Annotated in this window: 18 protein-coding genes; 5 read left to right on the top strand and 13 right to left on the bottom strand. The window is 67.7% G+C overall.

Annotated features, from left to right (window positions below):
* The first annotated feature begins 143 nt into the window (after positions 1-143).
* Positions 144-1,193 carry a nitronate monooxygenase gene (locus AMYAL_RS0100985; RefSeq protein ID WP_020629434.1) on the top strand — a complete coding sequence of 350 codons (1,050 nt, stop codon included), beginning with the start codon at positions 144-146 and terminating at the stop codon, positions 1,191-1,193.
* On the opposite strand, the gene AMYAL_RS0100980 is transcribed toward AMYAL_RS0100985, so the two are convergent.
* From AMYAL_RS0100980 to AMYAL_RS0100970, 3 genes are all read right to left on the bottom strand, one after another.
* Complete coding sequence (locus tag AMYAL_RS0100980) at positions 1,168-2,643, bottom strand: amino acid permease (RefSeq protein WP_020629433.1); 1,476 nt, start codon at positions 2,641-2,643, stop codon at positions 1,168-1,170. The genes AMYAL_RS0100985 and AMYAL_RS0100980 overlap by 26 nt on opposite strands.
* Before the next feature lie 192 nt (positions 2,644-2,835).
* Positions 2,836-3,729 (bottom strand): DMT family transporter, encoded by an 894-nt coding sequence (locus AMYAL_RS0100975; RefSeq protein ID WP_020629432.1) that lies wholly within the window; start codon positions 3,727-3,729, stop codon positions 2,836-2,838.
* An 82-nt stretch (positions 3,730-3,811) separates the two neighbouring features.
* Entirely contained in the window at positions 3,812-4,861 is a 1,050-nt protein-coding gene (locus AMYAL_RS0100970; RefSeq protein WP_245192737.1) for an aspartyl/asparaginyl beta-hydroxylase domain-containing protein, read from the bottom strand.
* On the opposite strand from AMYAL_RS0100970, the gene AMYAL_RS0100965 reads away from it, so the two are divergent.
* Positions 4,841-5,692: a LysR family transcriptional regulator gene (locus AMYAL_RS0100965; RefSeq protein WP_020629430.1), complete on the top strand. Its 852-nt coding sequence runs from the start codon at positions 4,841-4,843 to the stop codon at positions 5,690-5,692. The genes AMYAL_RS0100970 and AMYAL_RS0100965 overlap by 21 nt on opposite strands.
* A 13-nt stretch (positions 5,693-5,705) precedes the next feature.
* Here the strand turns inward: AMYAL_RS0100965 and AMYAL_RS0100960 are convergent, their stop codons facing one another.
* Positions 5,706-6,749, bottom strand: coding sequence for an alpha/beta hydrolase (locus tag AMYAL_RS0100960; protein WP_020629429.1), 1,044 nt, complete (start codon positions 6,747-6,749; stop codon positions 5,706-5,708).
* A gap of 184 nt (positions 6,750-6,933) precedes the next feature.
* The gene (locus AMYAL_RS0100955; protein ID WP_020629428.1) at positions 6,934-7,899 is read right to left on the bottom strand and encodes a zinc-binding dehydrogenase; all 966 of its coding nucleotides are present in this window, start codon (positions 7,897-7,899) and stop codon (positions 6,934-6,936) included.
* Positions 7,900-7,958: 59 nt separating this feature from the next.
* Between AMYAL_RS0100955 and AMYAL_RS0100950 the strand changes: the two genes are divergently transcribed.
* The 3 genes from AMYAL_RS0100950 to AMYAL_RS0100940 are packed head-to-tail and all read left to right on the top strand — an operon-like array spanning position 7,959 to position 8,997.
* The gene (locus AMYAL_RS0100950) at positions 7,959-8,162 is read left to right on the top strand and encodes a CDP-alcohol phosphatidyltransferase family protein (protein ID WP_020629427.1); all 204 of its coding nucleotides are present in this window, start codon (positions 7,959-7,961) and stop codon (positions 8,160-8,162) included.
* 11 nt (positions 8,163-8,173) lie between these two features.
* Complete coding sequence (locus AMYAL_RS0100945) at positions 8,174-8,644, top strand: guanyl-specific ribonuclease (protein ID WP_020629426.1); 471 nt, start codon at positions 8,174-8,176, stop codon at positions 8,642-8,644.
* Positions 8,641-8,997, top strand: a complete 357-nt coding sequence (locus AMYAL_RS0100940; RefSeq protein ID WP_020629425.1) for a barstar family protein — start codon at positions 8,641-8,643, stop codon at positions 8,995-8,997. Before AMYAL_RS0100945 ends, AMYAL_RS0100940 begins: the two co-directional genes overlap by 4 nt.
* On the opposite strand, the gene AMYAL_RS0100935 is transcribed toward AMYAL_RS0100940, so the two are convergent.
* The 8 genes from AMYAL_RS0100935 to AMYAL_RS0100900 form a co-directional block, all read right to left on the bottom strand.
* Entirely contained in the window at positions 8,994-9,767 is a 774-nt protein-coding gene (locus tag AMYAL_RS0100935) for an enoyl-CoA hydratase-related protein (RefSeq protein ID WP_020629424.1), read from the bottom strand. The genes AMYAL_RS0100940 and AMYAL_RS0100935 overlap by 4 nt on opposite strands.
* Positions 9,768-9,842: 75 nt before the next feature.
* Entirely contained in the window at positions 9,843-10,466 is a 624-nt protein-coding gene (locus tag AMYAL_RS0100930) for a hypothetical protein (protein ID WP_020629423.1), read from the bottom strand.
* Positions 10,467-10,675: 209 nt separating this feature from the next.
* Positions 10,676-11,437: a sirohydrochlorin chelatase gene (locus AMYAL_RS0100925; RefSeq protein WP_020629422.1), complete on the bottom strand. Its 762-nt coding sequence runs from the start codon at positions 11,435-11,437 to the stop codon at positions 10,676-10,678.
* Positions 11,434-12,696, bottom strand: coding sequence for a sulfate adenylyltransferase subunit 1 (locus AMYAL_RS0100920; RefSeq protein ID WP_020629421.1), 1,263 nt, complete (start codon positions 12,694-12,696; stop codon positions 11,434-11,436). Before AMYAL_RS0100920 ends, AMYAL_RS0100925 begins: the two co-directional genes overlap by 4 nt.
* Complete coding sequence (cysD, locus tag AMYAL_RS0100915; RefSeq protein ID WP_020629420.1) at positions 12,696-13,616, bottom strand: sulfate adenylyltransferase subunit CysD; 921 nt, start codon at positions 13,614-13,616, stop codon at positions 12,696-12,698. Before cysD ends, AMYAL_RS0100920 begins: the two co-directional genes overlap by 1 nt.
* Positions 13,617-13,627: 11 nt before the next feature.
* A complete protein-coding gene (locus AMYAL_RS0100910) occupies positions 13,628-14,323 on the bottom strand; it encodes a phosphoadenylyl-sulfate reductase (RefSeq protein ID WP_020629419.1) in 696 nt (231 codons plus the stop codon).
* Positions 14,320-14,472, bottom strand: coding sequence for an eL43 family ribosomal protein (locus AMYAL_RS0100905; protein ID WP_005158649.1), 153 nt, complete (start codon positions 14,470-14,472; stop codon positions 14,320-14,322). The genes AMYAL_RS0100910 and AMYAL_RS0100905 overlap by 4 nt, the downstream gene beginning before the upstream one ends.
* On the bottom strand, positions 14,469-16,163 hold the full coding sequence (locus AMYAL_RS0100900) for a nitrite/sulfite reductase (protein ID WP_020629418.1): 1,695 nt from the start codon (positions 16,161-16,163) through the stop codon (positions 14,469-14,471). The genes AMYAL_RS0100905 and AMYAL_RS0100900 overlap by 4 nt, the downstream gene beginning before the upstream one ends.
* Positions 16,164-16,181 lie beyond the last annotated feature (18 nt).

The raw sequence follows: 16,181 nt of genomic DNA, 5'->3' as shown, positions 1-16,181 counted from the left end.
AGGGGGCACGGGGACGTGACGCACGTCACGACTGGTCAGATCGTCGCATCTTCGGCCTTAAAGGTCTAGACCACCAAGAGGGAACCTTGGGGTGACTCGAAGGTCACATTCCGTGTCATCGCGAGAGGACTATCGTCGGAAACGTGTTCGAAGACCTGCGTTTCCCGGTGATAGCGGCTCCGATGGCCGGTGGGCCGACCACTCCCGAGCTGGTGGCCGCGGTGACCGCGGCGGGCGGGTTCGGCTTTCTGGCGGGCGGCTATCTGAGTGCTGATGCTCTCCAGAGCCGGATAGTGAAGACCGCCGAACTCACCAGTGAGCCCTTCGGTGTGAACCTCTTCGTCCCAAGTGGCGCGGCCGAGGCGGATCTCGGTGGCCACGTCGAGCGCTGGCGCGCGGAGGCCGAGCGCTACGGCGTCGAGCCCGGCGAGCCGCGCTGGGATGACGACGCTTATGCCGCGAAGCTCGAGGTCGTGCTGGAGCGGACGGTGCCGGTTGTTTCCTTCACCTTCGGCACGCCTTCGCCCGAGGACGTCGAACGCCTGCATGCCAACGGGAGCAAGGTGGCCGTCACCGTCACCAGCCCGGCGGAAGCAGATCAGGCCGTGGCGGTCGGCGCGGACGCTCTCGTGGTCCAGGGATTCGAGGCCGGGGCGCATCGAGGACTCTTCGCTGACGAGCCGGGAGCCGAAGGCGGGGGAGCGCAGTACGGCGCACTCAGTCTGCTTCGCCTGGTCTCGGCGCGGACGGATCTGCCGCTCGTCGCGACCGGTGGGCTCGTGCACGGTGCCGACATCGCGGCGGTGCTGGCGGCGGGTGCTGTCGCGGCCCAGCTGGGGACGGCGTTCCTTCGTGCGGACGAGGCCGGGACACAGCCCGCGCACCGGCAAGCACTCGCGGACGGCGGAAGGCCGACGGCGTTCACCAGGGCGTTCAGCGGACGTCCCGCCCGGTCTCTGGTCAATCGCGTGGTCGCGGACTTTTCGGCTACCGCGCCGTCCGCGTATCCGCAGGTCAACAACTTGACCAAACCGATCCGCGCGGCGGCGGGGAAGGCGGGGGACCCCGAAATCATGTCTCTCTACGCGGGGCAGACCTATGAACTCGCGGGCTCCGGCCCGGCGGCGTCGATCGTCGAACGCCTCCAGGCCGAAGCCCGCGAAGCCGCTACGCGTTTGAGTCGTCTCCGCTGACCTGCTTCGCGTTGCCGTTGTCCGCGTTCATGGCGGAGTGACGGCGGCTGTAGGCGAAGTAGATGATCAGGCCGATGGCGAACCAGACCGCGAACCGAAGCCAGGTCTCCGGGTTCAGGAACGTGATCAGCCAGATCGAGAAGACGATTCCGATGATCGGCACGATCGGCATGCCGGGGGTCTTGAAGGACCGGGGCAGATCCGGCTGCTTGTAGCGCAGCACGATCACCGCGACACAGACGACGACGAACGCGAGCAGGATGCCGATGTTCGTCAGCTCCGCAGCCTCGCCGATCGGCAGCAGCCCGGCGATGAGCGCCGAGGCGCCGCCGAGTACCCAGGTCATCCGGTTCGGCACCTTGCGTACCGGGTGCGTCTTGCCGAACCACTTGGGCAGCAGGCCGTCGCGGCTCATCGAGTAACCGACGCGGCTCGCGCCCATCATGAAGGTGAACAGCACCGTGGTGATACCGATGATCGCGCCGACCGCGATGATCAGGCCGAGCCATTTCATCCCGATGCCGGCGAAGGCGCTCGAGAAGGCGGCTTCGCTGTCGATGTCCTTGTAGTTGACCATTCCGGTCAGGACCAGGCAGGCCAGCACGTAGAGCACCATCGAGATGGCGAGCGAGTAGATGATCGCCTTCGGCATGTGCTTCTGGGAGTCGGTCGACTCCTCGGCGGCGGTCGACATGGCGTCGTATCCGAACACGGCGAAGAACACCGTCGCGGCTCCGGTGAACGCGCCGCTGAGGCCGAACGGGAAGAAGTCCGAGTAGTTGTCGGTGTTGATGTGGAAGACGCCGACGACGACCACCAGCAGGACCAGGCCGACCTTCAGATAGACCAGCAGCGTCTCGAACCGGGCCGCGTTCTTCATGCCCTGGTTGAGGATGAAGGCGATCAGCAGGCACAGCAGCACGGCGAACAGGTTGATCTTGTAGGACCCCGGTTCGACGCCTGCCTTTTCGGTGCCAGGGGCGCCGAGCATCCACGTCGGGAGGTCGATGTCGAGGTAGCCCAGCAGCTCGTTGAAGTAGCCGGAGATGCCGATCGCGACCACCGCCACGATCGCGGTGTACTCCAGCAGCAGGTCCCAGCCGATGAACCAGCCGACGATCTCGCCGAGCACGGTGTAGCCGTAGGTGTACGCGGACCCGGCGCGGGGGATCAGGCCGGCGAACTCGGCGTAGGAGAACGCGGCGGCCGCGCTGGCGATACCCGCGATGAGGAACGAGATCAGCACGGCGGGGCCCGCCGTCTTGTTCGCGACCGCGCCTGCCAGGGAGAAGATCCCCGCGCCGATGATGCCGCCGACCCCGATCGCGGTCAGCTGCCGCAGCCCCAGCGTGCGGTGGAGCCCGCCGCCCCCGCTGAGTTCTTCGATCTGCTCGATCGGTTTGCGGCGGAATATCCCGGATCCCGAGCCCAGGCTGCGCGGTGCGGACATCGTCGTCTCCCAACAGGTTGTGCTGTCGGACTGGGTCACAGTCCGATGGGAGACTAAGCCGTTCGCTGTAAGTGGTTGACCTGGGTGTCTCACAATGTGCGGCCGGGTGATGTTGATCTCAGCCCGATCGGGGCCGGGGCGGGAGGAGCGCCGACTGCCACGCCCCGTGACTTTGCCGCGATTCCTGTCCGCTTAGGCCGATTCGTCGCTTTCCTTGGACCGCTGAGTCAATGCGACCGCCAAGGAGACGAGAACGACGCCCGTCATCTCCCAGGCATTCAGGAACCGACCGAAGAATGCCCAGTCCAGCAACGCGGTGACCGGGGGAACGCAGTAGAACAGGCTGGTCACCTTGGTTGCTTCACCTCTGCCGATCATGACGTAGAGCAACGCTGTCGCTCCCACGGACACGACGAGAACCATCCACCCCACCGCCGCGGCGAGCTGGTGGTTGATCTGCGCGCGCAGTTGCCCGGTGGTGAGTGCGATGACGGCGTAGACGATGGCGCTGATGGTGCTTTGCAGAGCCAGGGAACTCCACACCCCGACGCCGGTCGTTCGCCCCTGCACCAGCGTTCCGGCCGTGATACCGACCAGTGCGGCGAGGGAAAACACCACGCCCAGCACGCTCCCGACCTCGCTCAGGTCGATCCCCGCCGCGGAGGTCACGACGACCCCGACGAAGCCCAGCGCCAAACCCGCGTACAAAGTGGGGTTGTAGCCGGGGCGAGCCAGGATCGCGGTCAGGACCGGCTGAAACCCGACCAGAACCGCGACGACTCCGGCTGGTGTTCCGCTACCCAGGGCCAGGAAGAAGAACCCCTGGTAGAACACCTGCAGCAGGAGCGCCACGGTGATCAGGCGGGTCCATTGCCTCCGGTGGACCGGGAGGGGGTCGCGGACGACCAGCCAGACCGCCCAGGAGACGGCGGCCGCACCGGTGGCGCGCAGAAGCAGGAACGTCACCACCGAGGAGTTTTGGAGTCCGTACAGCACGGCGATCGTGCCGCTGGACCACATCAGGACGAATGCGGTCGGTGCGCCGAACTTGAGCCAGTTGCTCGTTCGGGTCGTGACTTCGGACATCGGTGGCAGTGTTCTTCCGGGCTTGGGTGGGGGGCCCGTGCGGCTGGGCCCCCCACTGCTCGAGGTGATCCGATCGGTGATGTCAGGCGGCGGCGACGAGCCGTTCGCCGAGGGCACGCTGCCCGATCATGTAGTCGCGCACCCCTTCCGCCTTCGCCGTCAACGTCGTGTCGTCGGCAAGGCGGCAGGCTTCGACGAACCACTCGTAGGTCTCGGCGGCGGGCACGTCGTACCGGTAGTGCACTCGCGACATCAGGAACAAGATGTCTTTGAAGTTGTCGTTGTCGATGATCCCGCCGAGCTGGACGAGCTTGTCGCGGTGATCGGTCGTGAAGGGCTTCCTGACTACGATTTCCGGCTCCAGGTCGGGCCGGTAGAACGATTTGTCGGCGAAGATTTGATCTTCCGTGAACGATCCTTCGAAAGCGAAGTCGACGCACAGGGCCTGCCTGCTGTCCGAGGAGAAATTGACCGCGGAATGCGGTGCGGCGGCGTCGAGGTACCAGATCTCGCCGGGGCGCATGTGGATAACGGTGTCATCGTCGGAATGGAACGCGGATCCGTTGTCTTCGAGCACCATGAAGGTGCGGAAATACTGATCGTTGTCCTTGTTCAGTTCGATGAAGTCCCGGTGTGGGATGACCATGGCGTCCACCAGGTTACGGGCGCGGGCCATCTTCACGATCTTCGAGTCGAACACCGTGTGGATCAATTCGTCCAGGTAAGGGGCCTTGGCGGCGTGAGCGGTCGGTTTCGCGGATCCCTGGATGTCCCGGTACATGGTGTCGTCCGCCTCGCCGCTGGAGTTCCAGAGGGAGAGGTTCTTCCAGTAGCCGGAGCTGAATTCGTCGTACTCTTCCTCGACGCGCGGAACCGCGGCAAGCGCCTCGAGGTCATGCTGGAGCCGGGCCTTGTCCAGCTCGACTTTGCCCACGATGTGAGAGCGCACCGATTTCCTCCACATGAGTTGGTATTTCCGGACTTGCGCGCGGCTGGTCATGTCGTGGCCGCCTGAACGCGCTTTTCTCTCCGAGTGGGTGCGACTATTTTGTAGCACTGTTCGAAAGGCCCGTGATAATGCTGTTTGGGAATGACGGTATGCTTCGAGGTTATGGGGGTCGAGCTCCGGCACTTGGAAGCGTTTCTCGCGGCAGCCGAGGAAGGCAGCATCAGCCGTGCGGCGCGACTGCTGAGGGTGACCCAGCCTGCCCTGTCACGCACGCTGTCCCAGCTCGAACAGCAGGTCGGCGCCACATTGCTGCGCAGGTCGGCGAAAGGTGTGGAACTCACCGCCGAGGGAATGGCCTTTCGGAGGAAGGCGACTCAGGCCGTCGACGCTTTCACCGAGGCGGTGTCCAGCCCATTCGACGCACCGAGACCTCTGCGTGTGGGACATGCCTGGGCCGCACTGGGGCGATTCACCACCGGTCTGATCCGGCGGTGGCCGGTCGAGCACCCGGAATACCGGTTGCAGTTGCGGCAGGTCGACGACCTCTACGTCAAGCTGGACGAGGCCGCCATCGATATCGCGGTGGTGAGAGGACAGCGGCCAGGGCCGCGCTACCGGCACGCGCTGCTTTACCGGGAGAATCGTCTGGTGGCCGCCCCCGCGCAGCACGAACTGGCGGACCGCCTGTCGGTGACCCTGGGGGACCTCGCCCGGTACGACCTGGTCGTCAATACCGCTTCCGGAACGACGGACCACCTGTGGGACGAGAGCCAGCGGCCCACGGTCAAGGTCGAAGTGGCCACCGTCGACGACTGGCTCAGCAACATCGCCGCGGGCGCGGGGCTCGGGATCACGCCGGATCCCAGTAGCCAGTTGTACCAACGTCCCGAGATCGTTTATCTCCCGCTCCGCGACGCGCCTCCGGTCGCGGTGTATCTGGCGTGGCCGCCCAGCTCCGCGCATCCCGCCCTTCGCGACTTCCTCTCCATCGTCAAAGAGCTCGTTCACCAGTGAAGCGCGGCCAGACCTACCCGGCGACGGTGTCCTCGCTCACTTCGGCGGCCACGCGGGCGGCGATCTTCGACGGCCTGGACGCGCCGGCGGAGAAGTAGGTCAGCAGTTCCGAGATCTCGACGGGGTCGTCCAGCTGCGGGCAGTGGCCCCAGTCCTCGCGCACCATCAGCCTGCTGTGCGGGACCAGCGCGTGCAGCTGCCGCCCGGAAGCGGCGCTGACCAGCTTGTCCTTGCCGCAGACGACCACCAGGAGCGGGACACGGATCTCTTCCAGCCGGTACGCGTTCGCCAGCTCCTCGACGAGTTGCCTCGCCTGTTCGAGCCTGGTGGTGGTGGAGCGGTAGTCCGGGAACAACGCCGTGAACCGGCGCACCTGGTCGGCGTCCGCGGCGGTGGCGTTGGCGTACAGCAGCCGGGGGACGACCTGCTCGGCGACGGCGCGCACGAGGAAGCCGGGGATCGGCAGCGGCAGGGCCGAGTACATCCGCAGCGGCAGCGGGTACCGGGCCACGGTGCGGATGAGCCAGCTGTCCACGAAACCGGGTGCGGCGATCGATACCACGCCCGAGATCGGCAGCCGGTGGTTCTCGGCGGCACGCAGGCTCATCGTGCCGCCGAGCGAGTTGCCGGCGAGCACCACCGTGCCGAGTACGGCCTGCTCTTTGATCACGGCCGCGGCGAACGCGTCCAGCTGCGGGAGCATCGGGCCCGGCCGGAGTGGCTGAGCGTCACCGAATCCGGGCAGATCGACCGCGACCGCCGGAACACCGGCGGCCGCGAGCAGCTCCAGAACCGGGCGCCAGGTGTCGCCGCTGTCGCAGTAGCCGTGCAGCAGCACCAGCCTCGGTGCCGTCGGCTTGGCGTGCCCGCGCGCGGTGGCCCGCTTCCCGAGTACCCGCCGAGGGGCGCGGTCGGTGGACGCAGGTGCCTGCGGTCCGACTTCCAGCACTCTGGTGCGGACACCGGCGTAGCGTCGGAACGAGACGCGGATCGGGTCGGTGTCGGTGGTGTTCCGGCCCCCCGGTTCCGCCGGTTCGGGCCGCTGCGATGCGGTCATGGTTCCAGGTTAACCGCGAGAGGTCGGATTTTGGTTGAACTTTGGTCGTGAGAATCTTGCTGAGTCATAACGTTCTTGACACTTGACAAGGCCGCGAAATGACTGGTTGACCTGCATGGAACGCGCGGGTGTGCGCAAATGTGCGCGCTTGGTCACGGCGGCGGCAAGATCCGCACTCATCCGATCAATGAGCGAAGACGACCTTTCCCGAAGTTTCCCCGTCGAGCATGTTCTTAAACCCGGTTTCGGCATCCGCGAACGGCAATTCGGCGCCGATCTGCGGACGGACCCCGGTGAGCTCCAGATAGGTGAGGAGATCGGTCAGTTCGTCCCTGGTCCCCATCGTCGAACCCGCGATACGTAGTTGCAGAAAGAACACGTGCTGCAACTCCGCGTGAGCATCCGGGCCGCTGGTCGAGCCCGAAACGACGATGATCCCGCCCGGTTTGAGCGACTTCACCGAATGGGACCAGGTCGCCTTCCCGACGGTTTCGAAGACCGCGTCGACCCGCTCCGGCAGCCGCGCGCCGGACTCAAAGGTCTGATGTGCGCCCAGATTCTCTGCCAGCGCACGCTTTTCTTCGCTACGCCCAGTGACCCAAACCCGGAATCCGGCCGCACGCCCGAGCTGCACGAGGGCGGTCGAGACGCCGCCGGAGGCGCCTTGGACGAGCATCGTCTGCCCCGGCCGCAGCCCGGACTTCACGAACAGCATCCGGTACGCGGTCAGCCAGGCCGTGCCCATGGTCGCGGCTTCGGCGAAGCTCAGGCTCGCCGGCTTCGGCACGACATTGCGCGCGGGGACCACGACCTGCTCGGCGAAGCTGCCCTGGTGCTTCTCGGTGAGCAGGGAGCGCTTCGGGTCGAGTGTGTCGTCGCCCTGCCAGCCAGGGGCGTTGATCACCGAGTGGAGGACGACCTCCGTGCCGTCGTCGAGGGTGCCTGCCCCGTCGCAGCCCAGGATCATCGGGAACTGCTCGGGTTTGATGCCGACGCCGCGCAGCGTCCACAGGTCGTGCATGTTGAGGCTGGCTGCCTTGACGTTGACCCGTACCCAGCCTTCGGGCACCTCGGGCTCGGGCCGCTCGCCGATCACGAGCGAGTCCAGCGGCTTTTCGGCGTTGGGTTCGGAAGCGTAAACGGCGAACATGCCAGCAACCTACATGGCCTGACCGGCGGAGGCAGTGGGTGCGGGCGTAGGCTCACTACGTGTTCAACGGGCTTGCTGACTGGTGGGACGGCGTGGAGCTGTGGCTCGCGCAGGCCCCGTTTCCCGTGCAGTTCGTGCTGGTCATGGCGGTCGTGGTGCCGCTGTGCCTGGTCGCGGCCTGGTTGCTCGACACGCTGTTCGGAAAGGTCGCCCGGCTCTTCGGCGCGGCCCGCGATGCGAACGACCCCGACCGGTCCTCCTAAGCTGGCACACCATGTTCAACCGTAGGCGGATCACCGCCGCCCTGATCGGCCTGATCGTGCTGGTGCTCGCAGGCTGGTTCGTCAAGGACGGCATCAGCGGCGACGACACGAAGAGCGCTCCGGCGCCGGCGAGTTCGTCCGCCCAGGCCAAACCGTCGGGCGCGGCCAAAGGCAAGGTCGCGGGCGAGGATTCCGGTCTGCCGGTCAAACCGCTCACGGGATTGCCGTCGCAGGCCTCCGACACCTGGAAGCTCATCGAAGCGGGCGGGCCGTACCCGTATCCGCGCAACGACGACGTCACCTTCCAGAACCGGGAGAAGGTCCTGCCTGCCAAGAATTCCGGCTACTACCGGGAATACACGGTCAAGACGCCGGGCAGCCCGGATCGCGGGGCGAGGCGGCTGGTGACCGGCACCGGCAAGGAGCTGTACTACACCGAGGACCACTACAAGTCCTTCGTCGTAGTGGACCCCAGCCGATGAGCGCGGGCGAGGAAGCGGCGGACAAGGCGTTCTCCCGCGGCGCGTATCCGCATCCGATCGAGAGCGGCCGGACGGTCGACAAGGCCTCCACGCTCGACGCGATCGCGGAGGCGCTGTCCTTCCCCGACTACTTCGGGAAGAACCTCGACGCGCTCTATGACTGCCTCACCGACCTGTCCTGGCTTCCGCCGGGTGAGCACGTGCTGATCTGGGCCGGTTCCTCGGCGCTCAAGGAGCATGATCCGAAGGCGTACCTGGCCGTCCGGAGTGTGCTTTCGGACGCGCAGCGGGCGCTGGGGCCGTCCGGGGACCGGACGGACTCCCGGCGCCTCACCGTGGTCTTGCCGGACTAGCTCTCGGGGACCCAGTTCGGCTTGCGCTTCTGCGCGAAAGCCGTGATGCCCTCCTGGCCCTCTTCGCTCGCGAAGAACCCGGCGGACAACTTGTTCATGGCCTCGAAACCCTCGCCCGGTGTCGCCGGACGCGGCTTGCCGAGCAGGTCCTTCGTCGCCGCGAGCGCCTTCGGCCCGCCGAGGGCGAGAGCTTTGACGTAGCGGGTGACCTCGCCGTCGAGTTCGTCGGCGGCGACGGCCGAGTTGAGCAGGCCGATCTCGACGGCGCGCTTCGCGTCGAAGGTGTCGCCGGTCAGGAACAGCTCGTGCGCGGCGCGAGCGTTGAGGCGCGGCAGCACGGTGAGCGAGATGACGGCGGGGACGACGCCGATCCGAACCTCGGAGAAGGCGAAGGTCGCTTCGTGCACCGCGACGGCGATGTCCGTCGCGGCCACCATGCCGATGCCGCCTGCCCGCGCGGGGCCCGCCAGCTTCGCCACGACAGGCTTGGGGCTGGTCCACAGCTGCTCGAGGATCTTCGGGAACTCGTTGACGCCCTGGTCGCCCGCGCCGGCGCCGCGGGCCTCCTTGAGGTCCATGCCGGCACAGAACACCGGGCCGGTGTGGGTGAGCACGATGACCCGGACCGCGTCGTCGGCTTGCGCCTTGTCCAGCGACTCGCTCAGTTCACGCCGCAGCTGGGCGGAGAGCGCGTTGCGGTTGTGCGGGGAGTCCAAGGTGATCGTGGCGGTGCCGCCCACCACGTCGTAGTGCACCAGTTCGTCAGCCATGCCACACCTTCGCACAGCACGGTCGGGCCGGGCAGTGGCCTGCGCCACCATGGGGGATGGTGGCGCAGGCGCTGCTCAGCCGATCTTCGTCGTGCTGAAGGTCGGGCTCGGGTTCGGGAAACAGGCTGTCGGCGCCGACACGTCGAAGCCCGCGCTGACCACCGCGGTGAACGTCAGGCCGGGGTCGGCGTAACTGGAGCCGCCCAGTTTCGTCTCGATGGTGCCAGACGAGCCCGCGGTGAGATGCGCTGTCACGGTCGGCAGTTCGAATGTCGAGCCGCCCGCGATCGGGCCGGGGAAGCTCAGCGTCGCGACGCTGCCCGAGACGGTGATCTTCGGCGGGGTCGAGCCGATGCCGGAGCCACCGGCGAGATCGGCGCTCACCCAGGTCGAGTTCGCCGGGATCGGGATCTTCAGGGAGAAGTCCTTGATGTTCTTGACCTTGTACCCGCTGACCTCGGCCGGGACGGTGTTGGCCGCCGGGTCGATGACGACGTCGAGCGCGGCACCGGGCGCGACCGTGGCCGGCGCGGCGACGTCGGCGTCCTGGTTCAGTTTCAGGTACTTGTTGCCGACGAGCGGCGGCTTCGCCTCGCAGTCGAAAACGACGGTCGTCGCGGCCGAAGCCGGAGCGGCTATGCCGACGAATGGGACGAGCACGGCCGAAGCGCAGACGAGGGCACGGATGGCAGCCTTCATGTTCCACCTACCAGGGGGTTCGATGGGGGAGAAAGGGTGCTGCGCAGCGTTTAGAGAGTTACCGGCAAGTTAAGTAACTCGTCAAGAAATCTCCGTTCCCATACGCGGGGCGTCACGGAACTGGGAACGGAACCCACCGAAGATCGGCATCAAGCGCCCGAACGGGACAAGCCGCTCTACTGTGCCGATGAATGATTGCCGATGAATGATCAGGCAGCGAGCCGGGCGGCGGCGACGTCGTAGCGTTCGAGGACGAGCCCGGCGATCCGCGGATCCGGTCCCAGCGGTCCGGCGACGATCACCGACGGGTCGGCTTCGCGGGCCAGACGCGCGATCCGGTCCGGCAAGAGCCCCGGCGCGAGGAACCAGCCCGCGACCGCGAGCCGCCGCGCGCCGTTGAGCCGCAACCGCGCGATGGCGGCGGGCACGTCCGGCTGCGCGGCACTGGCGAAGGCAGGGGTCGCGAGCAGCCCGCGACGCAGATGCCAGCGGGTGGTGATGCCCGCGACCGCGTCGTTCGCCGCGACGTTCGACGAACCGACACCCGCCAGCAGGACCCCCAGCTCGGGGTCGTCCAGGTCGGCGCCCGCCTCGGTGAGCCGGTCCAGCGCGACCGTCTCGACGATCGGGTCGATGCCCAGCACCCCGGAAACCCGCACGTCGAGGCCGGGGCAGTCCGCGATCACCTCGGCGACGAGCGCGGGCAGGTCGACCCTGGCGTGGTACGCGACGCCCAGTAGCAGCGGCACCACGACGACCTCGCGGTGCCCCTCGGCGTGGAGGCCGCGCAAGACATCGGTCAGCGACGGCTCCGAGAGATCCAAAAAGGACTCGCGGATGTCGAGATCCGGTGCCAGCCCGCGGGAAACCTCGAGCAGGGCGCGGATGGTCGCCGCGGACCGCGGATCGCGGCTGCCGTGAGCGACGGCGACCAGAGGCGGAGTGAGACTTGGGGCCGGGCGTGGGGTCATGCGAACCTTTCGCCGACGAGTCCGGCGGCGAGGGTGTCGCCGTCCTTCGGGTCGATGACCAGGAACGCGCCTGTTCGCGGGCTCACCCCGTAGTCGTCCACGCCGATCTCCTCGGCCAGCCTCAGCGTCACCCGGCCGATGTCGTTGAGCTCCAAGGTGGCCGGATCGTCCACACTGGACAGCGTCTGCTCGTCGAACCGGGCGTGGAGCTCGCCGACCAGGGCCTGCACGGTCCGGGTGCCGTGCTTCACCAGCACCCGCGCGCCCGGTTTGAGCGCCTTGGCTGACAGCCAGCAGAGGGTCGCGGTGATCTCGTCGGTCACCGTCGGCTGCCGGTCGGCGGCGGCGATCAGGTCGCCCCGCGAGATGTCGAGGTCGTCCGTGAGCAACAGGGTCACCGAGGTGCCCGCGCCGGCCTCGGCGAGTGGCCCGTCGGCGGTGTCGATGCTCTCCACCCGGCTGCGGAGTCCTTGCGGGAGTACGACGATCTCGTCGCCCGGCCGGACGGTGCCCGCCGCGATCTGCCCCGCGTACCCGCGGTAGTCGGGGTGGTCGGCCGTGCGCGGCCGGATCACGTACTGCACCGGGAACCGGAACGCCGAATCGTGCGGATCCGGTGCCACGGGCACGGTTTCCAGATGCTCCAGCAGGGTCGGGCCGGAGTACCACGGGGTCCTGTCCGATTTCTCCGCCACGTTGTCGCCCACCAGCGCCGAAACCGGCACCGCGAGCACGGAACCCCGTTCGTAGCCCAGGGACGCGGCGTGCTCGGCGAACTCCTCGGCGATCACGGTGAACGTCGCCTCGTCGTAGTCGACGAGGTCGATCTTGTTCACCGCCAGCACCAGATTCGGGACGCCCAGCAGGGCGAGCACCGCGGCGTGACGGCGGGTCTGCTCGATGACGCCCTTGCGCGCGTCGACCAGCAGCACGGCCAGTTGCGCGGTGGACGCCCCGGTCACCGTGTTCCGTGTGTACTGCACGTGGCCGGGAGTGTCCGCGAGCACGAAACTGCGCTTCGGGGTCGCGAAATACCGGTACGCCACGTCGATCGTGATGCCCTGCTCGCGTTCCGAGCGCAGGCCGTCCACGAGCAGTGAAAGGTCCGGTGTGGACAGTCCTTTGTCGACACTGGCGCGGGTGACCGCGTCCAGCTGGTCGGCGAGCACGGATTTGGTGTCGTACAGGAGCCGCCCGACCAGGGTCGACTTCCCGTCGTCCACACTGCCCGCGGTCGCGAGCCTGAGGAGGCTGGACATCAGAAGTACCCTTCCCGCTTGCGGTCTTCCATCGCCGCCTCCGACATCCGGTCGTCGGCGCGGGTGGCGCCGCGTTCGGTGAGCCGGGAGGCTGAGACCTCGGCGATGACCTCGTCCACCGTGGCGGCGGTCGATTCGATGGCGCCGGTGCACGAACCGTCGCCGACGGTCCGGTAACGCACCGTCAGTTCCTGGACGGCCTCGTCCGGCCTCGGCCCGCCCCACGGGCCCTCGGCCAGCCACATGCCGTCGCGCTGGTAGACCTCGCGCCGGTGCGCGTAGTAGATCGACGGCAGTTCGACCTTCTCCCGCGCGATGTAGTTCCAGACGTCCGCCTCGGTCCAGTTGGACAGCGGGAAGACGCGGACCTGCTCGCCGGGGCGGTGCCGCCCGTTGTAGAGGTTCCACAGCTCGGGGCGCTGCCGTCGCGGCTCCCACTGGCCGAAAGCGTTGCGCAGGCTGAAGATCCGCTCCTTGGCGCGGGCGCGTTCCTCGTCACGGCGCCCGCCGCCGAAGACCGCGTCGAACTTGTTCTCGGCGATCGTGTCGAGCAGCGGGGTGGTCTGCAGCGGGTTGCGCATCCCGTCGGCGCGCTCTTCGAGCCTGCCGTCGTCGATCCAGTCCTGGACCTTCGCCACGACCAGCCGGAGCCCGTGCTGCTCGACCACGCGGTCGCGGAAGTCGATGACCTCGTCGAAGTTGTGCCCGGTGTCCACGTGCAGCAACGGGAACGGCACCGGAGCGGGCCAGAACGCCTTGATCGCCAGGTGCAGCAGGAGCGTCGAGTCCTTGCCGCCGGAGAACAGGATCACCGGCCGGTCGAACTCACCCGCCACCTCGCGGAAGATGTGGATGGCCTCGGATTCCAGCGCCGCCAGGTTGTCCTGAGTGGCGTCAGTGGCCGGTTCGAGCGTGGTCATTTCGTCCCTTCTCACCCGTGCAGGCCGCATTCGGTCTTGCCCTGCCCGGCCCAGCGGCCGCTGCGCGGGTCCTGGCCCGCGGCGACCTTGGCGGTGCACGGCGCGCAGCCGATCGACAGATAACCGATGGACACCAACGGGTTCTCGAGGATCCCGTGTTCGCTGATATAGCCGTTGAACTCGTCGTCGGACCACGGCGCGATCGGGTTGATCTTCACCAGCCCGTTGCGGTCGTCCCAGGTGACGATCGGGGTGTTCGCGCGGGTCGGCGCGTCGACGCGGCGGACGCCGGTCACCCACGCCGAGTACTTGGCGAGCGTGTTCCGCAGCGGCACGACCTTGCGGAGGTGGCAGCACCGGTTCGGGTCACGCTCGTGCAGTTTCGGGCCGTACTCGGCGTCCTGGTCGGCGACGCTCTGTTCGGCTTCGGCGTTGACGATCCGCACACCGGGGTAGACCGCCTGCACCGCGTCACGGGTGCCGATGGTCTCCGGGAAGTGGTAGCCGGTCTGCAGGAACAGCACGTCGACGTCAGGTTTGACCTGGGTGGCCAGATCGACGAGGACGGCGTCCTGCATGTTCGACGCGACGATGAAGTCGTCGCCGAACGTCTCCGCGGTCCAGCGCAGGGCCTCGGTCGCGGTCGCCTCCGCGAGTTCCTTCGAGGCTCGTTCGGCGAGGGTCTTGTAGTCGGCAGTGGCGGTCATCCTGGTGACACCTCCGGGAAGGACAGTCCGAGGAACTTCACGGTGAAGACCCGGCGGCAGCCCGAGCACAGCCAGGAGCCGCCCTCCTCGGGGCGCAGGTCTTCATCGCCACAGAAAGGGCAGTAGTACGGCGTCGCCCGCTCGGTCACTGCAGCACGCTTTCCTCGGCCCGCAGGACCCACTGGGCGAACCGCTCGCCGGGTTCGCGGCCGGCGAGGTACGCCCGCACGAGCCGTTCGACGTACGCGGTCAGTTCCGACGCGGTCACCTTGTGCCCGCGCAGTTTCCGGCCGAAGCCCGCGTCCAGGCCGAGGCCACCGCCGAGGTGCACCTGGAAGCCTTCGACCTGCTTGCCGTCGTCGTCGGTGACGATCTGGCCCTTGAGCCCGATGTCGGCCGTCTGGACCCTGGCGCAGGAGTTCGGGCAGCCGTTGAGGTGCACGGTCACCGGGTTCTCGATCTCGGCCTGGATGTCGGCGAGCCGCTTCTCCAGGTCGGTGACCAGCTCGATCGCGCGGGCCTTGGTCTCGACGATCGCGAGTTTGCAGAACTCCAGGCCGGTGCAGGCCATCACCCCGCGCCGCCACGGCGACGGCTCGGTCTGCAGGCCCAGGTCGGCCAGTTCGGTCTTCAGCCCGCCCACCTCGGCCTCGGGGACGTCGAGGACCACGAGTTTCTGGTGCGGCGTCAGTCGGACGCGGTTCGACCCGGCGCGCTCGGCGGCCTTGGCGACCGCCAGCAGCGTTGCCCCGGAGACACGACCGGCGACCGGGGCGGCGCCGACGTAGAACTTGCCGTCGATCTGCGGGTGCACGCCGACGTGGTCGATCTGGGCCGCGGGCACCTCGGGCGCGGGGCCGTCGGTCAGCTTGCGCTTGAGGTACTCGTCTTCCAGTACCTGGCGGAACTTCGCGACACCCCAGTCCTTCACCAGGAACTTGATCCGGGCGCGGGCGCGCAGCCGCCGGTAGCCGTAGTCGCGGAAGACGCTGATCACGCCTTCCCAGACGTCCGGGACCTCGTCGAGCGAGACCCAGGCGCCCAGGCGCTGGCCGATCATCGGGTTGGTGGACAGCCCGCCGCCGACCCAGACGTCGAAGCCGGGGCCGTGCTCGGGATGGTTCACGCCGACGAAAGCGACGTCGTTGATCTCGTGCGCGACGTCCTGCTGACCGGAGACCGCGGTCTTGAACTTGCGCGGCAGGTTCGAGTAGCGCGGGTCGCCGATGTAGCGGCGCTTGATCTCGTCGATCGCGGGTGTGCCGTCGATGATCTCGTCGGCGGCGATACCGGCGACGGGGGAGCCGAGGATGACGCGCGGGCTGTCGCCGCACGCCTCCAACGTGGTCATCCCGGCCTTCTCCAGCTTCGCCCAGATCGTCGGGACGTCCTCGATCTGGATCCAGTGGTACTGGATGTTCTGCCGGTCGGTGATGTCGGCGGTGTCGCGCGCGTGGGTCTGTGAGATCTCGGCGAGCACGGCCAGCTGTTCGGTGGTCAGCGCGCCGCCGTCGAGCCGGACCCGCAGCATGAAGTAGCGGTCGTCGAGTTCCTCGGGCTCCAGCGTCGCGGTGCGGCCGCCGTCGATCCCCGGCTTGCGCTGGGTGTAGAGACCGAACCAGCGGAACCGGCCGCGGAGGTCACCGGGGTCGATCGAGTCGAACCCGCCGTGGGCGTAGATGTTCTCGATCCGCGCCCGGACGTTGAGCGGGTTGTCGTCCTTCTTGGACCGCTCGTTGGGGTTCAGCGGCTCGCGGTAGCCCAGTGCCCACTGTCCCTCGCCCCGTTTCTGTTTGACACGGGGTGTGCGGGCAGGGGTCTCGCGCGTGGGCGACGACATGGGAGTCCTCCGGCTTAT

This window comes from Amycolatopsis alba DSM 44262 (assembly GCF_000384215.1).
GTDB lineage: Bacteria > Actinomycetota > Actinomycetes > Mycobacteriales > Pseudonocardiaceae > Amycolatopsis > Amycolatopsis alba.
Note: the sequence above shows the minus strand (reverse complement) of the source record. Positions and strands in the feature narration are given on the sequence as shown.